We start from the raw sequence: 21,426 nt of genomic DNA, 5'->3' as shown, positions 1-21,426 counted from the left end.
TTTGTCATGCCTGACGTCGGTGCCGCACCGTGACCCGGGCCCCGGGGAAGAGGCGGGCGTACGCGGCCGGGTCCGGGTCCGCCGAGGGGCCCGGGAAGACCTCGGCGAAGCGCAGTGCCGGGAAGAGCGGGGCGTGGTCGGCGAACTGGGCCGGGCCGCCGGGGAGGTAGAGCCCGAGGTTGACGACGTGCGGGAGCGCCGGGAGCGGCGGCCGTGGGAGGGTCCCGCCGACCAGGAAGAGCGTGGTGAGGCCCGTGTGGTCGGCCAGGTCCTCCCAGTCGTCCGCGTCGAGGTCGCCGAGCGGGGCGCTGAGGCTGAGGAAGGTGAGCCCGGACAGGACGGGCAGTCCCCGCAGCCGGGTGCGGGTGATCGCGTCCCCGGTGAGATAGAGGGTCCGCAACCGGTCGGAGAACGGGAGTTCGTCCGTGAGCGCCGCCCCGGACAGGGGATAGCCGATCGTGAGGGAGGACAGGCGCTTCAGCGAGGCGAGGCCATGGGTGCCCGGCACACCGAGGACACCGAGGTGCTGCAAGGGGGTGTCGACGAGTGGGCCGAGGTCGGTGGCGTGCGGGCAACGCCGCAGGGTGAGGGAGCGCAGAGCGGGCAGGTCCCGTAGCGGCCGGAGGTCGTCCACGGCGGTGTTGTCGGACAGCGCGAGGGATTCCAGCCGCTCCGGATCCGTGCCCGCGAGGATCTCCTCCCACGTGAACGACCCCGCGAGGTCGAGTCGCGCCCAGGGCGCCATGGTCCTCGCCGCCTCCCACTGCTCGCGGCTGCGTACGGTGAGGTCGAGCTGGTCGCGATCCACATGGGCCAGGACCTCGTCGGCGTACTCCTGCGCGGGGAAGCGGTGCCAGGTCCCGACCAGTTGCCGTCGCACCTGGAAGGACGGATGGTCCCGGTACTTCTTCAGGACGGGCAGCGAACCCTCCTCGCCGAGCAGGGAGGCCGTGACGACCACCGCGTGCGCCTCGTCGTCCGGCAGGCCCTGGGGGCCGGGCAGCAGCTCCAGGACGATACGGCCCGCCTCGGCCAGTCGCTCCGCCTCGGTGAGGGTGCGCGGCGGGATCAGGGCCGCGGCCCGCTGCCGTACCTCCTCCGCGACCTCCTGGTCGACCGAGGTCGCGTCCTGGAGGCAGGCCAGCGCGAGCAGGGTCAGGCGCGGGGTGCCGGCGGCCAGGAGCCCGCGCAGCAGTCGCCCGCGTTCGCGTGTGCGGGCATGGGCGACGGCCATCCGCAGGACGTCCTCCCACTGGGTGTCGTCGGCGCGGCCGAGCAGGACGTCGAAGTGGCCCTCCTCGACGGCGTACCGGGCGGCGAGGTGGTCGAGGAAGGTGCGGTGCGCGAAGTCGACGATCCCGGGCGCCGGGCTGCGCAGCACGCCGCTGCGGAGCAGGAGGTGGCGCAGGATCGCGGGGGCGTCGCCCTGCGCGGCGGCTGCGGGGACGGAGGGCAGGGCGCGTTCCAGGAGGGAGAGCGCGGTGTCCTCGTCCATCTCGCTGCGGCCCGCGAGGACGAGGGCGTAGGCGAGGCGCTGGAGGAGTTCGATCTGGTCCTCGGTCTCCAGGCCGATGCCGTCGAGGTCGCCCATGCCGCGCTGCCGGTCGCGTTCGGTGAGGATCATCTGGAGCGCGGCGTCGTACAGGGCCTTGCGGCGCGGCGGGAGGTAGCCGCGGCGGGCCCGGTGCAGGGCGCAGATCAGGCCGCACATCAGGGGGTTGGCGGCGAGCCGGGCGAGGTCGGGTTTGGTCCGCAGGGCGTCGAGGAGGGGTTCCTCGTGCTCGGGGGCGCCGGCGGCGGTGTGCCAGCGCCGGACGAAGGCGGTGACGCGGGGGCCGTCCATGGGGGCGAGGGCGAGTTCGGCGAAGCCGTCGTCGGCCAGCCATTCGGGGCGGACGGCGGTGGGGCGGGCGGTGAGCAGCCAGCGGTTGCCGGGGTAGCCGCGCACGAGGCTGAGCAGCCAGTCGCGCACCCGCAGGCGGTCGGCGGCGGGGACCTCGTCGAGCCCGTCGACCATGACGAGGGCGCGGCCGTCGGTGAGGACGCGCTCGGCCCATCCGTCGGGCGGGGTGTGCGGGCAGTCCGTACCGGCCAGGAAGTCGGCGGGGGACGGCAGGCGGGCGGCGCGGACCAGGGTGCGCAGTGGCAGGACGTAGGGGATGCGGTCCTCGGTGGTGGTCGCCAGCCACTGGATCAGGGTGGTCTTGCCCGAGCCCGCTCCGCCGCGCAGCAGGACGCGGTCGTGGCCGCGGACCGCGAAGGCGTCGGCGACCGGCAGGCGCACCGTGACGGCGCTGGGTTCGGGGGAGTCGGGGCCGAAGGGGCCGTCGTCGGTGGTGGTCGCTTCGAGGTGGAGGTAGGCGAGGTCGAGGGGCCAGGTGTCGGCGGTGTCGCCGGCGTCGAGGCCGAAGATCGTCAGCCGGTTGTGGCGCAGGGCCAGGTAGCGCCGGTAGCGCTCCTCGAACGCGCGGTCGGCGCCGCTGCCCGGTCCCCGTGCGAGCAGGGCGTCCAGCTTGGCGATGGTCTCGGCCTGCCCCCGGCTCTGTTCCACCAGGGTGCGGGCCACGAACGTGGACCGCTGCGTGAAGAAGTGCAGGACGTGCAGGCACGCCCACTCGGTGAGGGAGTCGAGGAAGTAGGCGGCGTCCGTGGACAGGTCGGGCGCGGGGGCCGCGGAGCGCAGGGCGCGGGCCAGTTCCCGGTGGCCGAGCCGGACGGCCTGTACGTCGTCCATGTCGAGGTCGCCCAGGGAGCGCAGGGTGCGGGCGAGGGCCAGGGCGACCGCTTCGCCCTCGTCGTACGGGAACGGGGGCTCGCCGGGCCCGTCGAGCGCGGCCGTGACGAGCTTCCTGGCCAGGTGTTCGACGTCCCGCTCGGTCAGCGTGCGTTTCTCGCCCTTGAAGGAGACAAGGCCGGAGATGCGTACGGGCCGGTCGGTGAGGCCCGCGCCGGGGCCCTCCTGGACGAGCAGTTTTCTGAGCGCCGGGACGATCACGCTCGTGGCCAGACGGGTGCCGAGGACAGCGGGATCCATGGTCCGGAAGGGTAGCGCCGGTCACACTCGCCGGTGAGCGGCGGTGACAAGCCGCACAGGCGTTTTGTCCGGTACTACGGGAAATAGTGGGACGTTGCCCTGTTCAAGAGATCGTTACGTGGCTGTAGGGTGCCGGTTATTTGTCCCTTTTAGGAACAAAGCGCCGGTAGGTTCCTTCCCGGCCCGGCGTCAGGGCGATGAAGTGCGCTTAAACAACTGATCCGGCGATAAATCGGGCGCAGGGTGGCTGGCTCCGCAGGGGTGTCAAGAGACCGCCGTCACCGTGCCTCGGTACGAGGTTTCGTAGTAGATGGGGGGTTTGGGCGGAGATGGGGGCTGGGGTTACCAAGGGATAGCCGACCCGGCGACACGAGGACGTGAGCCGGGTCCCTTCACGCCCGCCGGAGTCCGCTCCAGGTTCCCGGGGGCGACCGGACCCGAATGTCCCCGAAGCTCGAAGAGGTCTCCCGCATGTCGAAGCGCACCATGTCCCGCCGCCCCGCCACGTCGATCCTCCGTCAGCGCGCCGCCGTCGTGGCCGCCGGATTCGGAGTGTCCGCCGCGCTGGGCGCCGGGGTCGCGTTCGCCGCCGACTCCGCCCAGGGCGCGCTGCCGAGCGTGTCCGCCGCTTCCATCGAGGCGCAGGCCACCGCCCAGGCGAAGGCCGCCGACTCCGCCAAGCAGGCCGCCGCGAAGGCCAAGCAGGCCGCCGCGAAGGCCAAGCAGGACGCCGTGAAGAAGGCTGCCTCCTGGATCGACCCGGTCAAGAACTACACGCTCTCCGCGGGCTACGCCCAGGGCGGCAGCATGTGGTCCACCGGCAAGCACTCCGGCCAGGATTTCGCCGTGCCGGTCGGCACCAACGTCATGGCCGTGCACGGCGGCACCGTCGTCAAGACCGGCGGCAACGGCGCCGGTGACGGCCCCGCCTACGGCAACGCCGTCGTGATCAAGCACGGCAACGGCACGTACTCCCAGTACGCGCACCTCTCCCGGGTCGACGTCCACGTCGGCCAGAGCGTGACCACGGGCCAGCACATCGCGCAGTCCGGCAACACCGGCAACTCCAGCGGCCCGCACCTGCACTTCGAGATCCGTACGACCCCGAACTACGGCTCCGCGGTGAACCCCGTCTCCTTCATGCACTCCAAGGGCGTGCACGTCTGATCCACCCGGGGCTCAGCCCTGGTGGGCCTGGGTGACCAGGTCGGTGGCGACCTCGAGGACAGCCTTGCGCTTCTCCTCCAGGTCGCCTTCGACGTCTCTGAGGACGAACATCCCCGCGTGCATGGAGAACAGGGCGCTGAAGCAACGCACCCGGTTGGTGAGCGTGACGTCCTCGGGCAGCAGGTGATTCAGGAGAGCCTGCATCCGGCCCTTGAAGTCCTCGCCGATGCTCAGCTCGCGCATCTGTGCCTGGTTCTCCTGCATGAAGCGGAAGAGCGGGGCCGCGTCGCTCAGCGCGCGCCCGTAACGGGTGAGGATCTCGCGCTTGGTCTCCAGGGTCGACGGCTGCGTCTTCGCCCAGGCGATCAACTCGTCGATCGGCGTCATCAGGTCGTCGAAGAGGCTGACGACGATGTCTTCCTTGGTCTTGAAGTGGTAGTACAGCGCGGCCTTGGTGACGCCGAGGCGTTCGGCGATCTCCCGGAGCGAGGTCTTCTCGTACCCCTGCTCGGCGATGAGTTCGAGGGCCACGTCCTGGATGCGCTGACGCGTGTTCCCGCGCCGCTGCTGCGGCTTGTTGCTGCTGCCCGTGACCATCGCGTGCCTCTCGTACTCCTCGACGTTCTCTCAAGGTTAGGTTCTCTCGGGAAAAACTTACTTGACGCCCGGCTAGTTGGGCTCTACCTTCACCATCGTAGGTAACTAGCCGGGCGTCAAGTAAGTCCGGGTGTACATCCGTTCCTGGGGGAGCTGAGGATCATGGCGGAAGCAGCGATACACGACAAAGAGCAGGCGAAACAGCCACGCAGCGTACGCGTCGTGCTGATGGCGCTGATGATCGCCATGTTGCTCGCCATGCTCGACAACATGATCGTCGGCACCGCGATGCCGACGATCGTCGGCGAACTCGGCGAGCTCGACGGACTCGACCACCTCTCCTGGGTGGTCACCGCCTACACGCTCGCCACCGCCGCCTCGACCCCGATCTGGGGCAAGCTCGGCGACATGTACGGCAGGAAGGGCGCCTTCCTCACCTCGATCGTGATCTTCCTGATCGGCTCCGCGCTCAGCGGTATGGCCCAGGACATGAGCCAACTGATCGGTTTCCGCGCCGTCCAGGGGCTCGGCGCCGGTGGCCTGATGGTCGGCGTCATGGCCATCATCGGAGACCTGATCCCGCCCCGGGAGCGCGGCAAGTACCAGGGCATGATGGCCGGCGTCATGGCGCTCGCCATGATCGGCGGCCCGCTCGTCGGCGGCACCATCACCGACCACCTGGGCTGGCGCTGGGCCTTCTACATCAACCTGCCGATCGGCGCCGTCGCGCTCGCCATGATCACTACGGTCCTGCACCTGCCGAAGAAGCGCTCCACAGGCAAGATCGACTTCCTGGGCGCGGCGCTGCTCACCGTCGGCATCACCTCGATCGTGCTCGTCACGACCTGGGGCGGCACCGAGTACGCCTGGACCTCCGCCGTGATCATGGAGCTCATCGGGATCGGCGTGGCCGCACTCGTCGGCTTCGTGTTCTCCCAGACCAGGGCCGCGGAACCGATCCTGCCGCTGCACATCTTCCGTAGCCGCAACTTCACCCTGATGTCCCTGATCGGCTTCATCACCGGCTTCGTGATGTTCGGCGCGGTCCTCTTCCTGCCGCTCTACCAACAGGCCGTCCAGGGCGCCTCCGCCACCAACTCCGGACTGCTCCTCCTGCCGCTGCTGCTCGCGATGATGGCCGTATCGCTGATCGCGGGCCGCGTCACCACGAACACCGGCAAGTACAAGGTCTTCCCGATCGTCGGCAGCATCCTGATGGTGGCCGGACTGTTCCTGCTCGCGCAGATGGACACCGAGACCTCACGCTTCACCTCGGGCCTCTACATGGCCGTGCTCGGCGCCGGTATGGGCTGCCTCATGCAGATCACCATGCTGGTCGCGCAGAACAGCGTCGAGATGAAGGACATGGGCGTCGCGTCCTCGTCCACGACCCTGTTCCGCACCCTCGGCTCCTCGTTCGGTGTCGCCATCATGGGCGCGCTGTTCAACAACAAGGTGCAGGAGATCATGGCCGCCAAGGCCGGGGCGCTCGGCGGGAAGCTCTCCGAGCAGTCGGCACAGCTCGACGCGGCAAGCCTGGCGAAGCTCCCGGCACCGGCCCGCGAGGCCTACCAGTACGCGGTCTCCTCCGGTACGCACTCGGCGTTCCTGCTCGGTGCTGTGGTGGCGATCGTCGCGCTGGTCGCGGCGTGGTTCGTCAAGGAGGTCGCGCTGCGCGGGGCCGGACCGCAGAAACCGGCCGACGCCAAGGACACCGGCGACGGACCGGCCGAGAGCGGTACGGCCGTGGACACCGCGCGGGGCGACAAGGCGGTACCGGAGTCCGTCTGACGGACCGCTCTCCTCGGCTCACCCCGCCCCCGGCGCCTCGGCGCCGGGGGCGTCACTGTCTCTTGTCGGGCAGGCGCAGCATCGGGAAGCTGCCGGTGTTGGTCGGCGCGTGCTCGGGCAGCCACAGCACGGCCACGGCACCCTCCGCCGGGGTGTCGGGCCCGGCCCCCGGCGGGCGTACGTTGCGGAAGGTGAGCCGGGCGCCGAGGACCTGGGCCTGGCCCGCCGCGATGGTCAGCCCGAGACCGTGCCCGTGCCCGGCACGGTCGGCGGCGCCGGTGCGGAACCGGCTCGGCCCCTCCTCCAACAGCTCCTCCGGGAAGCCGGGTCCGTGGTCGCGGACCCGGATGACCCGGCCCTCGACGCTGACCTGTATGGGCGGCCGGGCGTGTTTGGCGGCGTTGGCCAGCAGGTTGAACAGGATGCGCTCCAGGCGGCGCGGGTCCGTCGTCACCTCGGACTCGTGGATCACCTGCACGGAGACACCGTCGGCGGCGCGCGTGGCCATCCGGCGCTCCACGAACTCGCCCAGCATGATGTCCTGCAACTCGGCCCGCTCGGCGGCGCTGTCGAGCCGGGCCACTTCGAGCACGTCCTCGACGAGGGTGCGCATGGCCTGGGCCCGGTCCTTCACCAGCTCGCTCGGCCGGCCCTCGGGCAGCAGCTCGGCGGCCGTGAGCAGGCCGGTGACCGGGGTGCGCAGCTCGTGCGCGATGTCCGCGGTGACCCGGCGCTCGGCCTCCAGCCGCTGCTGGAGGGCGTCGGCCATCGCGTCGACGGCCTGCGCGAGATCGTCGGTCTCGTCGCGCACGACACCACCGATGGCCTCGCGTACGCGGACGTCGGTCCCGCCCTGGGCGACCTCGCGGGCCGCGCCCGCCGCCTTGCGCAGTCGCCGCGAGAGCTGGCCGCCGATGAGCACACCGAGCGCGCTGCCGCCGAACACCACCGAGATGGAGCCGATCAGCAGGGCCTGGTCGAGGTCCTTCATGACGGTGGCACTGCGGTCGGTGAAACGGGTGTGGACCGACAACAGGTCGCCGTTGCTGAGCGGCACCGCGGCCCAGATGTCGGGTACGCCGTTGGACGGCGCGGAGACGAAGGTGGCGCGCCGCCCGGACAGCACCTTGCTCCGCAGTTCACGCGGCATGTCCGGGTCGTTGACCTTGAAGCCGACGGGCAGGTTGCCGCCGCGGGCCTCGTACTGCCGCTGCACGAACTGGATCCGCTCGTCCTGCACATCGCGCGCGTTGTCCAGCATCGAGACGCGCGCCGCGTTGTGCACGACGAGACTCAGCGCCACGGCGACGAGCGCGCCGACCAGCGCGATGGCCACGCTGATCTTCCACCGCACCCCGGTCCGCAGGCTGCGCCGCAACCGCCGGGGCAAGAGGGAACGCAGAGCGACGCGGGAGCGCGGGCCACCTCCGGAGGCGGCGACCGTGTCCGCACCGGCGGCGCGCGTGGCACCGGCCGACCCGGGCCGGTCCGTGGCGCCGACCGGCTCGCGCGGGTGCGGAGTGTCCGCCGTCCCCCTCATATCCGCTTCCCCATCAACCCGTCAGGCCTTCAGTTTGTAGCCGAAACCGCGGACCGTCTCGATGCGGTCCTGCCCGATCTTCGTACGCAGCCGCTGGACGTGGACGTCGACGACGCGGGTGTCCCCGCCCCAGCCGTAGTCCCAGACACGCTCCAGGAGCTTGTCGCGGGACAGGACGGTGCCGGGCGCCGAGGAGAACTCCAGCAGCAGCCGCATCTCGGTCGGCGTCAGCGCGACCGTGGCGCCGTCCTTCCTGACCTCCATGCCCTCCGTGTCGATCTCCAGGTCCCCGAAGTGCAGGACACCGTCGCCAGGACCGGCCGTCTCCTCGGCGGTGCCGGAACCGGCCGCCGCCGGTCCGCCCGCGTGCCCGAAGCGGCGCAGCACGGCACGGATCCGGGCGACCAGAACGGCCCCGTCGAACGGCTTGGTCACGTAGTCGTCCGCCCCGGCCTCCAGGCCGAGCACGACGTCGATGGAGTCCGCGCGCGCGGAGAGCATGATCACCGGCACCGTCGACTCGTCCCGGATACGCCGGCACAAGGAGACCCCGTCGAGCCCCGGCACCATGACGTCGAGCAGCGCGATGTCCGGCCGGTCCGCGCGGAACGCCTCCAGACCCGCGAGCCCGTCCGGCATGGCGGTCACCGCGAAGCCGTCGCGCTCCAGGGCGAGCTGAGTGGCCTCGCGGATGACGTCGTCGTCCTCGACGAACAGCACGTGGGTCTGCTCCCCCTTGCGCTCACCCATGGCAGCACCACCCATCCGGTTCTCCTCCGCTCGTCTCGAACTCATCGTCTCGAACTCTTCGTGTCGGACTGATCGTGTCGGACTGATCGTGATCGGGCTCATCGTGTCGGATCTCGTGCCCGCTCAGCCGCCGTCGGTGGGGGCGGGAACGGGAGTGGGGGACTCCCCGTCCACGGCGTGGCTGTAGTCGTTGTGCGTACGACTCCGCGCGACGAAGTGGTCCTTGCTCCAGCGGTACGTGAGGATCTCCTCACCCGACGGGGAGGCGACCGAGTCACCCTCCTCGTACACCTGCTTGGTGACCACCAGATCACCCCGGTCTATCTCCGCGTAGACCGGGGGCTCCTCCGCCTGGAACACGTTCCGATAGTCGCCGCCCTCGTCGCGGTACACATAGGTCCCGATCCCGACGGCGTCACCGCAGGTCATCACATTGACCACGACATCGTTCGCCGTACGGCCGGTCAGGCTTCCGTAACTCACGTCGACCGGGTACTCGTCCGCCACACACGGTTGCAGGTCGCGCTTGATGTCCGTGCTGACCTTGGGGTCGTTCTTCACCAGCCGCACCGCGTCGACCGACTTCGGGACCTCGGACGGCGACGCCATCGCGGAGGCGGCGGGCTCGGTCGAACCGACCGGGTCCGACCGGGCGGGGCCCTCGTCGCGGGCCCCCGTGCCTCCCGCCGAACACGCCGCGAGGGCCCCGACGAGAATCCCGACGACGGCGAGCCCGGCGACAGCCGACCTTCCCGCCTTGAGAACTCTCAGGGCCCTACGCATCCGAGAAGCACGAATGGCACGTGTGCCTAGGCCGCGCAACGCTCCCGCTCCTCACGTTCGAGCGCGCGGGACACCAGCTCTTCGCGGTCACGGCTCTCCAGCTCCTCACGGAGCCGGGCGAGAGCCCGGTGCAGCGTGCTCTTCACGGTTCCGGCCGACATACCGAGCGCGGCGGCCGTCTCCTCTGTGGACATCTGCTCCCAGTGTCGCAGCACCACGACACTGCGCTGCTTCGGTGCCAGCACCTTCATGACGTCCATCAGGAGCGCGCGGTCGGCGTGCTGCTCGGTGGAGTCGTCCACCGCGGACTCCGGAAGCTGCTCGGTCGGCACCTCTTCCAGCTTCCGGGCACGCCACCACTCGGTCCGCGTATTGATCATGACGCGCCGCAGATAGGCGTCGGCCAGCCGCTTGTCCGCTATGCCGTCCCACCGCCGGTACGTCCGCACGAGCGCGGTCTGCAACAGGTCCTGCGCGTCCACGGGGTCCGGCACCAGACGCCGGGCGCTGCGCAGCAGGGCGTCCTGCCGCGTCCTGACGTACTCCTCGAACTCGAGCACCTCGCCGCCGTGCGTCATGATCAACCGCCTCCCGCAATCCCCGTGGCCGCACCTGTCATGTGCGGTTACGTGGAAGAAGCTACGGAGGTGTTGTCACGGCGTTGTCCGTTCCAGCCTGCGACGAACGCACGGCTGTCCGTCGGTTGTGTAACGAACCTAAGAGCTGCCTAAAGAGATGCCCGGTTCACCCCGTGGGCAGCCGATAGAGCCCGCCCGGGAGCGGCTCCACCAGTCCGTCCGCGACCAGGCCGTCCAGGGCCCGGGCCCGCTGCACCGGCTCGTGCCACACCCGGTCGAGCGCGCTCTGCGGCACCGGGGCCACGGCCTCCCGCAACACGGCCAGCAACTTGCCGCGTACCTGACGATCCGTCCCCGCGTACGTCTGCCCCCGCCGCGGCGGCCCGTCGTGCGCGGGCTTCCCGGCGAGCCGCCACGCGCACATCGCCGCAATCGGGCACCGGTGGCACTCCTCGTTCTTCGCCGTGCACACCAGCGCGCCCAGCTCCATGGAGGCGGCGGCCCACTTGGCGGCGACCTCGTCCTCCTCTGGCAACAGCGCGCGGGCCAGCTTGCGCTCCGCCGCGGTGGTGGCGTTCGGCGGGTACTGCACCCCGGCCACCGCGCGCGCGAACACCCGCCGCACATTGGTGTCGAGCACGGCGTGACGCTGCCCGTAGGCGAACGAGGCGACCGCCGCCGCCGTGTACTCACCGATGCCGGGCAGTGCCAACAGTTGGGCGTGCCCCGTCGGCACGTCACCGCCGTGCCGCTCCGTTATGGCGACGGCGGCACCGTGCAGGCGCAGGGCGCGCCGCGGATACCCGAGCCGCCCCCAGGCCCGTACGGCCTCACCCGGGGCGTCCTTCGCGAGGTCGGCGGGGCGGGGCCACCGGGCGAGCCACTGCTCGTAGACGGGCAGGACCCGACTCACCGGCGTCTGCTGGAGCATGAACTCGCTGACCATCACGCCCCACGGCCCTGCGTCGGGGCGCCGCCAGGGCAGGTCTCGGGCGTGGTCGCCGAACCAGTCGATGACGGGTTCGTGAAGATCGGAGCGACCGGGGACGTTCTCGGGGGTCTTCGTGAGCGCAGTCATGGCACCCCGATCCTGCCACGTCACCCCCCGCCCCCCACCCCGACCCGGCCCAAGGCAACCCCGGACGGCGGCCCGCCCGCAGCCCCCGCACGCATGAAACGACAAGGCGCCCCGCCCCACGAGGCCACGGGTCGCAAGGCGCAGAACTCCCCACCGGTCCGGCACTCGCGCGACGGCGTGAGGGCACGTGCCGGGGTGCCCCCGCAGGACACCGCAGGAACCGAGCGCCGGATGACGCGCCTATGGCGTTCAGAGGGCCAGGCACCCGATCCGGCCGAGGAGGTACCCCGGCGCGGCCCCGCCCCACGAAGGGACGGGGCGTAAAACGCGGGCCGCACCGGCACGGCCCCGCCCCACGAGGCCACGGGTCGCAAGGCGCGGGACTCCCCACCGGTCCGGCACTCGCACGACGGCGTGAGGGGACGTGTCGGGGTGCCCCCGCAGGACACCGCAGGGACTCAGCGCCGGATGACGCGCCTATGGCGTTCAGAGGGCCAGGCACCCGATCCGGCCGAGGAGGTACCCCGGCGCGGCCCCGCCCCACAACGCGACGGGGCGCAGGGCGCGGGGCCCCACCGGCACAGCCCCGCCCCACGACGAGACAGGCGGCGCACCCGGCCCGGACAGCCGCCCCGGACCACCTGACGATCGGCAGGGGCGCCGACCCCCCACCCCGGCGTACCGTCGGCGACGTGACTCCCGGACGCCGCCGCGCCCTCGCGCACCTGTCGCTCTGGGCGGCCCTCGCCCTGCCAGTCCTGCTCGTGGACCACCTGCACCTGCACGAACCCAGCTCAGCAGGCCGACAACTGGCCGGCCTCGCCACCCTGGCCGCAGCCACCGCACTGCACCGCCGCCTGCCCGCCACCGCCTTCACCCTGGCGGCCGCCCCCGGCCTGGCCGCGGCGTCGTCCCTGTTCACCCTCTCCTACGGCCCGGCACTCGCCACGTTCGCGTACCTGATGGGCCTGCGCTCCAGAGCCGTACGCCCCTCCCTCCTCGCCTTCGCGGCGGTGGCGGCCACCGGCACCGGCAGGATCGCGCTGCGCCAGGTGGACCCGGCCGCGGAGTGGCTCGTGCTCATGGGCACGCTGTTGTTCGGCGCGGTGTTCCCGTGGCTCATCGGCCGGTACTGGCGCCAGAGCCGAGAGCTGACCGCGGCGGGCTGGGCGAGGGCGGAGCAACTGGAGCGGGAGCACCGCATCGTCGCGGACCGCGCCCGCCTGCGCGAGCGGGCCCGTATCGCGCAGGACATGCACGACTCCCTGGGCCACGAGCTGAGCCTCATCGCGCTGCGCGCGGGCGCTCTCCAGGTCGCGCCCGGCCTGACGGAGACGCACCGCACGGCGGCGGCCGAACTGCGCGCGGCGGCCTCCGACGCCACCGACCGGCTGCACGGCATCATCGGCCTGCTGCGCGAGGAGGACGACGAACCGGCCCCGCTCGCCCCCGCCGGCGAGAGCGTCGAGGAACTGGTGGAACGGGCGTCGGGTTCGGGCCTGCGCGTACGCCTCGTAGGGGCACCGGCCCCGGAGGACCGGACCACCTACAGGGTCGTACAGGAGGCTCTGACGAACGCGGCGAAGCACGCGCCGGGCGCCCCCGTCGTCGTGGAGACGCACCACGGCCCGGCAGAAACAACGCTGACGGTCACCACGTACGCACCCACACCCACACCCGGACCCACACCCCCACACCCACACCCACGCGGCAGCGGCACTGGCACGGGCACGGGCCTGTTGGGTCTGCACGCGCGCGTGACCGCGTTGGGAGGCACGTTCGAGGCGGGCCCGCACAAGGACGGCTTCCGAGTGACGGCAAAGCTCCCCACGACCGCCACCCCCCGCGCCGAACCAGCCACCCCCACCCGGCCACCCGCACCGGACACCGACCCCGGGGGCTACGCCCAGGCACACCGGACAGCCCGCCGCCGAGTGGCCCTCGCCTTCGCGGGAGCCGCCACCGCGGGAACCGTTCTGATCGGCGGAGCGTTCACCTGGTACGCGTACACGAAGACACACGCGGTCCTCACGCCGCAGGCGTACGCGCAGCTCCGCGTCGGCACGCCCCTGGCCGAGGCGGCACTTCACCTGCCCGACCGGACGATCAGTGACCCGCCGGTCGAGCGCGCGCCCACGCCCCCGCCCGCGCACGCGGAGTGCCGCTACTACCGGGCGAGCGGTGAACTCTTCGTAACGGTCGAGCACTTCAGGTTGTGCTTCGACGACGGCGCGGCGCGCACGCTCATCGACAAGGCCGTGATCCCCAAGGCGGGAACGGCGGACCAGATACAGGAGGAGGAACAGGAGTGGCTCCGCTGAACCCGAACCCGAAGCCGAACCCGGTACCGATCCCGAAGCCGACCCCGGATGAACCGCGCCGTATCAGAGTCCTGTTGGCCGACGACGAGGCGATGATCCGCGCGGGAGTGGGCGCGATCCTCGCGGCGGGCGGTGACTTCGAGGTGGTGGCCGAGGCCGCGGACGGCCGTGAGGCGGTGACCGCGGCCCGGGCGCACCGCCCGGACGTGGCGTTGCTGGACATCCGGATGCCGCGCATGGACGGGTTGGCGGCGGCGGAGGAGATCACGGCGACGATGCCGGGTACGGCGGTGGCGATGTTGACGACGTTCTCCGAGGACGCGTATGTCGCGCGGGCGCTCGCCGGCGGGGCGACCGGCTTCCTGCTGAAGTCCGGCGACCCGTACGAACTGATGGCGGGGGTACGCGCGTTGGCGAGCGGCGCCGCGTTCCTGTCACCGAAGGTGGCGCGGCACGTCATCGATGGCCTCGGCGGTGGCAGGCTGACGCGCGAGGCGTCGGCCCGGCAGCGCGTGGCGGCGCTCACGCCAAGGGAGCGCGAGGTGCTCGGCCTGGTCGGCGCGGGCCTCTCGAACCCGGAGATCGCGGGCCGCCTGCATCTGGTGGAGGGCACGGTGAAGGCGTATGTCAGCGCGGTCCTCGACCGGTTGGAGGTCAAGAACCGCGTACAGGCGGCGATCGTGGCGTACGAGGCGGGCCTGCTGACCTGATCCCGCCTTAGATCGACCCGGAACCAGAACCCGACCCGGAACCAAAACCCGACCCGGAACCAAAACCCGACCCGGAACCAAAACCCGACCCGGAACCAAAACCCGCCCCGGAACCGGAACCCACCCCGGAACCGGAACCCGCCCCGGAACCGGAACCCGACCCAGAACCAGAACCCGCCCCCGACATCGACGCCCGTCCACCCCCGTGCCGGGCCCCACGCCGACCCCCACGCCGACCTCCGCCCCGCTGTCCACCAGACGGCCCGCCAGACGGCCCCGCCCCGGCGAACCACCGCACAACCCCGTTCCCAGACCCCCGCAACGCCTCGGTCACCCGGGCACCCGGACGCCGGAGAAGACCGACGACGAGCAGCGTGACCAGCGTGCCGAGCAACAGGCCCACCGCGACATCGTGCGGGTAGTGCACGCCGACGAAGACCCGGGAGAACGCCATGAGGAGCGCCATCGGCACGGTCAGCCAGCCGACCCTCGGCCAGGCGAGCGCGAGTCCGACGGCCGCCGCGGCGGCGATGGTGGAGTGGTTGCTGGGGAACGACCAGTCCCCGTACGTGGGGCAGTCCACCAGGGAGGGCAACACGTTCGCGACGGCGCGGCACGGTCGTTCCTCGTCGATCCCCGATTTGATCAACTCGCTGCACACGTACGCCACAGCGGTGGCCAGAGGCGCGAGCACCGCGACGGCGAAGGCCCGCGGGTCACTACGCCGCGCCCGCCACCAGGCGACGACGAACAGTACGGCGAACAGCAGCAGCCCCAGTTCCGTCCACACCTCCATCAGGTGCTGAAACCACGAAGGAGTGTCGTGGGCGAAATCGGTGATGCCGCGATAGAGATCGGAGTCGATGGTTCCCATGGTGACGGACAGTACGCAATGACCGGGGTCCGTCACATCCTGCGATGGTCGCGGGCCGTACCTGACGAAAGACAGGGGTCGAAGGGCCGTTGGAGGGCCGCGCGTGATGATGATCCGGAAAACTTGACGCGTGGGGCGGCGGGTGGGCGCGGGACAACGGCCGATCTCTCGTAAGGTTTGGGGCGTGGGATCTCTGCGCAATCCGATCGGGCCGCTTCCCTCCTCCATCTACTGGCGCCGGAGGGTCGTTCTGGCGTCCGTTGTCGCGCTGCTCGCGCTGCTCGTCGTATGGATCGTCAACTTGGGTGGCGGCGGCGGGAACAACGGCGCCGACGGATCCAACGGCAAACATCCGACGGATGCCATCACGCCGGGCCCCTCGGGCACGGGACCCGCGATCAGCCAACACCCCGGCGGTCGCGACGAGTCGGGCGGCTCGGGTTCGGGCTCCGGTTCCGGCGCGGGTTCCGGTGGCGACTCCGCCGGTGCCGGGGGCTCCGCCGGATCGGGAGGCGGTTCCGGTGGCTCGGCGGGCAGCGGCGACGGCGGCACCGCCGGTAACGGCAGTGGTGTGGTGGGCGGTTCGTCCTCCGGCGACCAGGTCCCGGCGAGCTCCAGCCTGCCCGACTGCACGGCCGGCGCGGTGACGCTCTCGGTCCGCAGCATCCACAACTCGTACGCGCCCGGGCACAAGCCGAAACTCGAACTGGTCGCCAAGAACACGACCGACAAGGACTGCAAGGTCGATCTCGGTCCGAAGACGGCGGTCGTCACGATCACCAAGGCGGACGGCGACAAGAAATTCTGGTCGTCCGAGGACTGCCCGGCCGGTGCGGGCAGCCTGCTGTTCCGGGTTCCGGCGGGCGACAAGGTCACGCAGACGCTCACCTGGAACCGGAAGCCGAGCGCCCCTGGGTGCGCCACGCCTCCGGCGGGTGCGGCCGGACCCGGTACGTATCTGGTCGAGGTCAAGGCGGCACAACTCGCCAAGACGCAGACGTCGTTCGTCCTCAAGGCGGACTGACCGGAAGCGCTGCCCGAACGGACACGGTTCCTGACGCCTGATCGGAACAGTCGACGCCTGACGCCTGACGTCTGACGCCTGACGTCTGGTGGTAACGCTCGAAGCCAGACGCCTGACGATTGGTGGGAACGGGCGACGGCTGACGCCTGACGCCCGACCGGCGGTGCGGGCCACCGAGATCGAGAACCGCCCTACAGCCCCCCGAGATCGAGAACCGCCCTACGGCCCCCCGAGATCGAGAACGGCCCTAGACGTACCGCTCCAGGATCGACGACTCCGCCAGCCGCGAGAGACCTTCACGCACGCTGCGTGCCCGCGCCTCGCCGACCCCGTCCACCGTCTGGAGGTCGTCCACGCTGGCGGCGAGCAGCTTCTGGAGGCCGCCGAAATGCTCCACCAGGCGGTCGATGATCGCCCCGGGCAGCCGGGGCACCTTCGCGAGGAGACGGAAGCCGCGCGGCGACACCGCCGAGTCCAGCGCCTCGGGCGAACCGGTGTACCCCAGGGCGCGGGCCACTGTGGACAGTTCGAGGAGTTCCCCGTGGTGCAGGGCGTCCAGCTCGACGAGGGCCTCGTCGACCGTGCGGGAGCGCTTGGCCGTCGGCTCGGGCACGTAGTCCCGGACGACGAGTTCGCGTTCGGGCTCGACACCCGCGATCAACTCGTCGAGCTGCAGGGCCAGGAGCCGCCCGTCCGTGCCCAACTCGACCACGTACTCGGCGATCTCCGTGGCGATGCGGCGCACCATCTCCAGGCGCTGCGCGACCGCGGTGACGTCCCGGACGGTGACCAGGTCCTCGATCTCCAGGGCGGACAGGGTGCCCGCGACCTCGTCGAGGCGCAGCTTGTACCGCTCCAGGGTGGCCAGCGCCTGATTGGCGCGGGACAGGATCGCCGCCGAGTCCTCCAGGACGCGGCGCTGGCCGTCGACGTAGAGCGCGATCAGTCGCATCGACTGCGAGACCGACACGACCGGGAAGCCGACCTGCTTGCTCACGCGGTCCGCGGTGCGGTGCCGGGTGCCGGTCTCCTCGGTGTGGATCATCGGGTCGGGGACGAACTGGACACCGGCTCGCAGGATCTTGTCGAGGTTGGAGGAGACCACGATGCCGCCGTCGAGCTTGCACAGCTCGCGCAGGCGCGTGGCCGTGAACTCCACGTCGAGGACGAAACCGCCCGTGCACATCGACTCGACCGTCTTGTCGGAGCCGAGGACGATGAGGCCCCCGGTATTGCCGCGGAGGATGCGCTCGAGGCCGTCCCGCAGGGCGGTGCCGGGCGCTACCGCGCTCAGCGCGGCGCGCATCAGAGCGTCCGCACCGGAACTCCCTCCGGACTTGCCGGGAGCTGCCGCCCGGTCGTTGGCTGCCACTGGACTCCTCCGGATCGCAGACTCTGAGGCGCCGCCCTGGGGTTTGTCGCGTTCGCACGCACAGGCGAGACCAGGGCAAAGTCTACCGGCGCTCCTCCGTCTCCCGTGGGGCCTCTCGACGACGGCCCCTCGGCAGTACCCGCAGCGCGTCCCCGATATCGGCGACTTCCAGGACCTTCATACCGGCCGGGATCTTGCCGGGATCGCCCGGGACCAGCGCGTGCGTGAAGCCGAGCCGGTGCGCCTCGGAGAGTCTGCGCTGCACTCCGGTGACCCGTCTGACCTCCCCCGCCAGGCCTACTTCTCCGATCGCGACGAGATTCTTCGGCAGCGGAGTGTCGCTGGCGGCGGAGGCGAGGGCGAGGGCGATCGCCAGGTCGGCGGCCGGTTCGGTCAGCTTCACCCCGCCGACCGTCGCCGAGTAGATGTCCCTCTTGCCCAGGGCGCTGATCTTGCCGCGCTGTTCCAGCACGGCGAGCACCATCGAGACGCGGGAGGTCTCCAGGCCTGAGGTCGTGCGGCGGGGTGAGGGGATCTGCGAGTCGACGGTGAGCGCCTGCACCTCGGCCACCAGGGGGCGGCGGCCCTCCAGCGTGACCGTCAGGCAGGTGCCGGGGACCGGCTCGTCGCGCCGGGTCAGGAAGAGGCCGGACGGGTCGGCGAGGCCCGTGATGCCCTCGTCGTGCAGTTCGAAGCAGCCGACCTCGTCCGTCGTCCCGTACCGGTTCTTGACGCCGCGGACCAGGCGCAGACGCGCGTGCCGGTCGCCCTCGAAGCTGAGGACGACGTCCACCAGGTGCTCCAGCAGGCGCGGGCCCGCGATCGCGCCGTCCTTCGTGACGTGGCCCACGAGCAGGGTGGACATGCCGCGCTCCTTGGAGGCACGGATCAGCGCGCCCGCGACCTCACGGACCTGCGCCATGCCGCCGGGCGCCCCGTCGATCTCGGGCGACGCCACCGTCTGCACGGAGTCCATGATCAGCAGGGACGGCTTCACCGCGTCCAGGTGGCCGAGGACCGCGGAGAGGTCCGTCTCCGCCGCCAGATACAGGTGGTCGTCGATGGCCTTGATGCGGTCGGCGCGCATCCGGACCTGGGACGCCGACTCCTCGCCCGTCACATAGAGGGTTCTGTGCTCCGCGTCGGCCGCCTTGGCCGCCACGTCCAGGAGCAGGGTGGACTTGCCGACGCCGGGCTCGCCCGCCACCAGGACCACCGCGCCGGGTACGAGGCCACCGCCGAGGACCCGGTCCAGCTCGGGCACGCCCGTGCTGCGGGCCGTCGCCTGCTTGCCGTCGACCTGGCCGATGGGCAGCGCGGACGTCGTGACCCGGCCGGGCGCGGTCGTGCGCACGGCGGGCGCGCCGTACTCCTCGATCGTCCCCCACGCCTGGCACTCGGCGCAGCGGCCCAGCCACTTGGCCGTCTGCCAGCCGCATTCGGTGCAGCGGTAGGACGGACGGTCCTTCGCGGATTTCGTACGGGCAGCCATGGAGGGAACCGTAACCGGCCCCACTGACAACGCGGTCGCGGGCTGCGGTCGCGGCCGGGGCAGGCCGGGGCAGGCCGGGGCAGGCCGGGATAGGCCGAGGGTGAGGGGCGAGTGAATGTGCCGCTGTCGGTTGCCGCCTGTCACCGCGCTGGCCACGGAATACGTGGTTCCTGTCCCCTTTTGAGGGATCGTTTCACCCGTAAGGATTAAAAGTGCTCAAGGGGCCGGAAGAGGCCCATGTCCGCCGCCTACGGTCGCACGGGTGATGAGCAGCAGGCCGGAAACCCCCACGCAGACCACCGGCGCACACCGGGCACACCGCTCCGGGCCACGGCGGCCGGTGCCGTGCGCTGTTCCGCAGCGCCCGCCCGTTCGCTACGAGCCGTGCCTGGACGGCCTGTTCACGTACTGCCTCTCCGTACTCTGCGACCACGACGAGGCGATCGCCGCTCTCGGGGACGCCCTCGCCCTCGCCGAGCGCCGCGGTTCGCGCGCCCCGGCCGCCGACTCCGAGGCCGACCGCAGGGCCTGGCTGTACGCGCTCGCCCGCTGGTCCTGCCTGCGCCGCCTCGCCGAGGCCAAGCGCAGACGGCAGGCCACCCACGCCGCGGGCAAGCAGCCGACCGAGCCCGCCCGGAGCACTTCCCGCGACAAGGCCGCGGGCGCCGGTACCTCCGCGTCCTCCACGGCCTCCGTCTCCTCCACGGCCTCCGTCTCCTCCACGGCCTCCGCGTCCTCCACTGCCCCCGCCCCCGCCACCTCCGCGCGGGGCGGCACCGCCGACAAGGCTCCCGCCGAGGACGTACTGCTCCAGGAGGAGCGGCGGCGGCAACTCGCGCAGCTCGCCTGGCCGGAGGCGGCCGGTACCACCCCCGAGCAGCGCGAGGCGCTCGAACTGGCCGTGCGGCACCAGCTCTCGCCCCGCGAGGTCGCGGCCGTCCTCGGCACCGACCCCAGTGCCACGCGCGAACTGCTCGCCGCCGCAGCCTGCGAGGTCGAGCGCACCCGCGCCGCGCTCGCCGTCGTCGAGACCGGCACCTGCCCCAGCGTCGCCCGCCTCACCGGCGACAACCAGCTCCTGCTCTCCGCCGCCCTGCGCCGCGAGCTCGTCCGGCACGTCGACGACTGCCCGCGCTGCCGCCGCACCGCCGAGCGCGCCGTCCCTGGCTCCTGGCCCGGCACCTCCGTGACGCCCGCCGCCCTGCCCCTCGTCGAAGCCCCGCGCGCCGCCCTGCACCGCGCCATGCGCGCCCCGCGTCCCGGCGGCGCGCCGCGCTTCGACCGGCGCGGGTTCCCGATGGACCCCAAGGACCGTGCGGCGCGGCGGGACCGGCTGCGCGCGCGTGCGGTGACGACGACCGTCGTCGCCACCGTGGTGGCCGCCCCCGTGATCGCCCTGTGGGCCGCCTACCGGGGCGCGCCCCTCACCGGCGAGGGCAGCGACGGCCGCTCCATCAGCGCCGGCGAGGTCGGCGGCCCGGGTGGTCTCGACGGGGAACACTCGGGCGACACCTACGAGAACGCGGGCAACGCCAGCACCGACCCCGACCCCCGCTTCACCACCGACAGCCGCTCGTCCGACGTCTCCGTGGAGGTGATCTCGCCGCCCACGCGCGCGGGCACGGGCCCCGGGCGACTCACCGTGGAGGCACAGCCCAGCGGCGACACGACCCTCATCACCCTGACCGCGTCCGGGAGTTCTGCCGTGCACTGGTCCGCACGGACCAGCGCCTCCTGGCTCCATCCGAGCCAGGCCTCGGGGACGTTGCGGCCCGGCGAGTCCGTCACGATCCAGGTCTACGTCGACCACGGCCAGGAGCCGCGCGGGCACTGGGCCGCGCGCGTCGCGATCGACCCGTCCGGCGCCGCCATCTCCATCGAGGGGTACGGGCGTTGGGGCAGCGGATATCCCGGTCACGGCCCGGGCCACGGTCACGGACACTGGCCCGGTCACGGCCACGGGCCCGGCTCGGGGTCCGGCGGGTCGGACCCGGGGCCGTCCGATCCGGGCCCCTCCGACCCGCCGATGCCGAGTGATCCCTCGCCGTCGGACCCCGGTCCCGGCTCGCCCGACCCGGACCCCACGACCTCCGAACCCGACCCGACGCCGACCGACTCGTCACCCGCGCCCTCGGACCCGCCGAGCCCCTCCGGCCCGGGGGGCTCGACGTCGCCGTAGTCGCCGTAGTCGCCGTAGGGGTCGGGCTCGCCCTGGCTCGCCTTGGCCCGCCTTGGCTTCCTTGGTGCCAGTTGTGATGCTCGGGTTGTGGTGCTCGGGTTGTGGTGCTGTTGTTACAGGCTTTCAGGCTTTCAGG

The 21,426-nt window shown here is 71.7% G+C and carries 15 protein-coding genes and 1 pseudogene; 6 read left to right on the top strand and 10 right to left on the bottom strand.

Annotated features, from left to right (window positions below; genetic code table 11):
• Window positions 1–4: 4 nt before the first annotated feature.
• Window positions 5–3,034 carry an NACHT domain-containing protein gene (locus tag ACIRF8_RS30350; protein WP_404219927.1) on the bottom strand — a complete coding sequence of 1,010 codons (3,030 nt, stop codon included), beginning with the start codon at window positions 3,032–3,034 and terminating at the stop codon, window positions 5–7.
• 471 nt (window positions 3,035–3,505) lie between these two features.
• On the opposite strand from ACIRF8_RS30350, the gene ACIRF8_RS30345 reads away from it, so the two are divergent.
• Complete coding sequence (locus tag ACIRF8_RS30345) at window positions 3,506–4,201, top strand: M23 family metallopeptidase (protein WP_404219925.1); 696 nt, start codon at window positions 3,506–3,508, stop codon at window positions 4,199–4,201.
• 12 nt (window positions 4,202–4,213) lie between these two features.
• Here the strand turns inward: ACIRF8_RS30345 and ACIRF8_RS30340 are convergent, their stop codons facing one another.
• Window positions 4,214–4,798, bottom strand: a complete 585-nt coding sequence (locus ACIRF8_RS30340) for a TetR/AcrR family transcriptional regulator (RefSeq protein ID WP_404219923.1) — start codon at window positions 4,796–4,798, stop codon at window positions 4,214–4,216.
• Between the two features lie 162 nt (window positions 4,799–4,960).
• On the opposite strand from ACIRF8_RS30340, the gene ACIRF8_RS30335 reads away from it, so the two are divergent.
• Window positions 4,961–6,589: an MDR family MFS transporter gene (locus ACIRF8_RS30335; RefSeq protein WP_404219921.1), complete on the top strand. Its 1,629-nt coding sequence runs from the start codon at window positions 4,961–4,963 to the stop codon at window positions 6,587–6,589.
• Between the two features lie 52 nt (window positions 6,590–6,641).
• Here the strand turns inward: ACIRF8_RS30335 and cseC are convergent, their stop codons facing one another.
• The 5 genes from cseC to ACIRF8_RS30310 form a co-directional block, all read right to left on the bottom strand.
• Window positions 6,642–8,129, bottom strand: coding sequence for a two-component system sensor histidine kinase CseC (cseC, locus tag ACIRF8_RS30330; protein WP_404219919.1), 1,488 nt, complete (start codon window positions 8,127–8,129; stop codon window positions 6,642–6,644).
• A gap of 21 nt (window positions 8,130–8,150) precedes the next feature.
• Window positions 8,151–8,879, bottom strand: a complete 729-nt coding sequence (gene cseB / locus ACIRF8_RS30325) for a two-component system response regulator CseB (protein ID WP_404219917.1) — start codon at window positions 8,877–8,879, stop codon at window positions 8,151–8,153.
• Between the two features lie 123 nt (window positions 8,880–9,002).
• A complete protein-coding gene (locus ACIRF8_RS30320) occupies window positions 9,003–9,662 on the bottom strand; it encodes a hypothetical protein (protein ID WP_404219915.1) in 660 nt (219 codons plus the stop codon).
• Window positions 9,663–9,688: 26 nt separating this feature from the next.
• Window positions 9,689–10,240 (bottom strand): SigE family RNA polymerase sigma factor, encoded by a 552-nt coding sequence (locus ACIRF8_RS30315; protein WP_404219913.1) that lies wholly within the window; start codon window positions 10,238–10,240, stop codon window positions 9,689–9,691.
• A 166-nt stretch (window positions 10,241–10,406) separates the two neighbouring features.
• Complete coding sequence (locus tag ACIRF8_RS30310) at window positions 10,407–11,318, bottom strand: A/G-specific adenine glycosylase (protein WP_404219911.1); 912 nt, start codon at window positions 11,316–11,318, stop codon at window positions 10,407–10,409.
• 692 nt (window positions 11,319–12,010) lie between these two features.
• On the opposite strand from ACIRF8_RS30310, the gene ACIRF8_RS30305 reads away from it, so the two are divergent.
• Complete coding sequence (locus ACIRF8_RS30305) at window positions 12,011–13,639, top strand: sensor histidine kinase (protein ID WP_404219909.1); 1,629 nt, start codon at window positions 12,011–12,013, stop codon at window positions 13,637–13,639.
• A gap of 62 nt (window positions 13,640–13,701) precedes the next feature.
• Complete coding sequence (locus tag ACIRF8_RS30300; RefSeq protein ID WP_404220274.1) at window positions 13,702–14,349, top strand: response regulator; 648 nt, start codon at window positions 13,702–13,704, stop codon at window positions 14,347–14,349.
• A gap of 271 nt (window positions 14,350–14,620) precedes the next feature.
• Here the strand turns inward: ACIRF8_RS30300 and ACIRF8_RS30295 are convergent.
• A pseudogene (locus ACIRF8_RS30295) lies at window positions 14,621–15,223 on the bottom strand (phosphatase PAP2 family protein); the annotation flags it as partial.
• Window positions 15,224–15,407: 184 nt separating this feature from the next.
• Here ACIRF8_RS30295 and ACIRF8_RS30290 point away from each other — a divergent pair.
• Window positions 15,408–16,247, top strand: a complete 840-nt coding sequence (locus ACIRF8_RS30290) for a hypothetical protein (protein WP_404219907.1) — start codon at window positions 15,408–15,410, stop codon at window positions 16,245–16,247.
• A 247-nt stretch (window positions 16,248–16,494) separates the two neighbouring features.
• On the opposite strand, the gene disA is transcribed toward ACIRF8_RS30290, so the two are convergent.
• Window positions 16,495–17,619 (bottom strand): DNA integrity scanning diadenylate cyclase DisA, encoded by a 1,125-nt coding sequence (gene disA / locus ACIRF8_RS30285; RefSeq protein WP_404219905.1) that lies wholly within the window; start codon window positions 17,617–17,619, stop codon window positions 16,495–16,497.
• 82 nt (window positions 17,620–17,701) lie between these two features.
• Window positions 17,702–19,111, bottom strand: a complete 1,410-nt coding sequence (radA, locus tag ACIRF8_RS30280) for a DNA repair protein RadA (protein WP_404219903.1) — start codon at window positions 19,109–19,111, stop codon at window positions 17,702–17,704.
• Between the two features lie 265 nt (window positions 19,112–19,376).
• Between radA and ACIRF8_RS30275 the strand changes: the two genes are divergently transcribed.
• The gene (locus ACIRF8_RS30275; RefSeq protein WP_404219901.1) at window positions 19,377–21,290 is read left to right on the top strand and encodes a hypothetical protein; all 1,914 of its coding nucleotides are present in this window, start codon (window positions 19,377–19,379) and stop codon (window positions 21,288–21,290) included.
• Window positions 21,291–21,426 lie beyond the last annotated feature (136 nt).

The organism is Streptomyces sp. NPDC102406, from assembly GCF_044765725.1.
Lineage (GTDB): Bacteria > Actinomycetota > Actinomycetes > Streptomycetales > Streptomycetaceae > Streptomyces.
Note: the sequence above shows the minus strand (reverse complement) of the source record. Positions and strands in the feature narration are given on the sequence as shown.

Excerpts from the sequence above, each read along its gene's own strand:
- ACIRF8_RS30350 (WP_404219927.1), bottom strand. The coding sequence starts at position 3,034 with ATGGATCCCGCTGTCCTCGGCACCCGTCTGGCCACGAGCGTGATCGTC.
- ACIRF8_RS30345 (WP_404219925.1), top strand. The coding sequence starts at position 3,506 with ATGTCGAAGCGCACCATGTCCCGCCGCCCCGCCACGTCGATCCTCCGT.
- ACIRF8_RS30340 (WP_404219923.1), bottom strand. The coding sequence starts at position 4,798 with ATGGTCACGGGCAGCAGCAACAAGCCGCAGCAGCGGCGCGGGAACACG.
- ACIRF8_RS30335 (WP_404219921.1), top strand. The coding sequence starts at position 4,961 with ATGGCGGAAGCAGCGATACACGACAAAGAGCAGGCGAAACAGCCACGC.
- cseC (WP_404219919.1), bottom strand. The coding sequence starts at position 8,129 with ATGAGGGGGACGGCGGACACTCCGCACCCGCGCGAGCCGGTCGGCGCC.
- cseB (WP_404219917.1), bottom strand. The coding sequence starts at position 8,879 with ATGGGTGAGCGCAAGGGGGAGCAGACCCACGTGCTGTTCGTCGAGGAC.
- ACIRF8_RS30320 (WP_404219915.1), bottom strand. The coding sequence starts at position 9,662 with ATGCGTAGGGCCCTGAGAGTTCTCAAGGCGGGAAGGTCGGCTGTCGCC.
- ACIRF8_RS30315 (WP_404219913.1), bottom strand. The coding sequence starts at position 10,240 with ATGACGCACGGCGGCGAGGTGCTCGAGTTCGAGGAGTACGTCAGGACG.
- ACIRF8_RS30310 (WP_404219911.1), bottom strand. The coding sequence starts at position 11,318 with ATGACTGCGCTCACGAAGACCCCCGAGAACGTCCCCGGTCGCTCCGAT.
- radA (WP_404219903.1), bottom strand. The coding sequence starts at position 19,111 with ATGGCTGCCCGTACGAAATCCGCGAAGGACCGTCCGTCCTACCGCTGC.
- ACIRF8_RS30275 (WP_404219901.1), top strand. The coding sequence starts at position 19,377 with ATGAGCAGCAGGCCGGAAACCCCCACGCAGACCACCGGCGCACACCGG.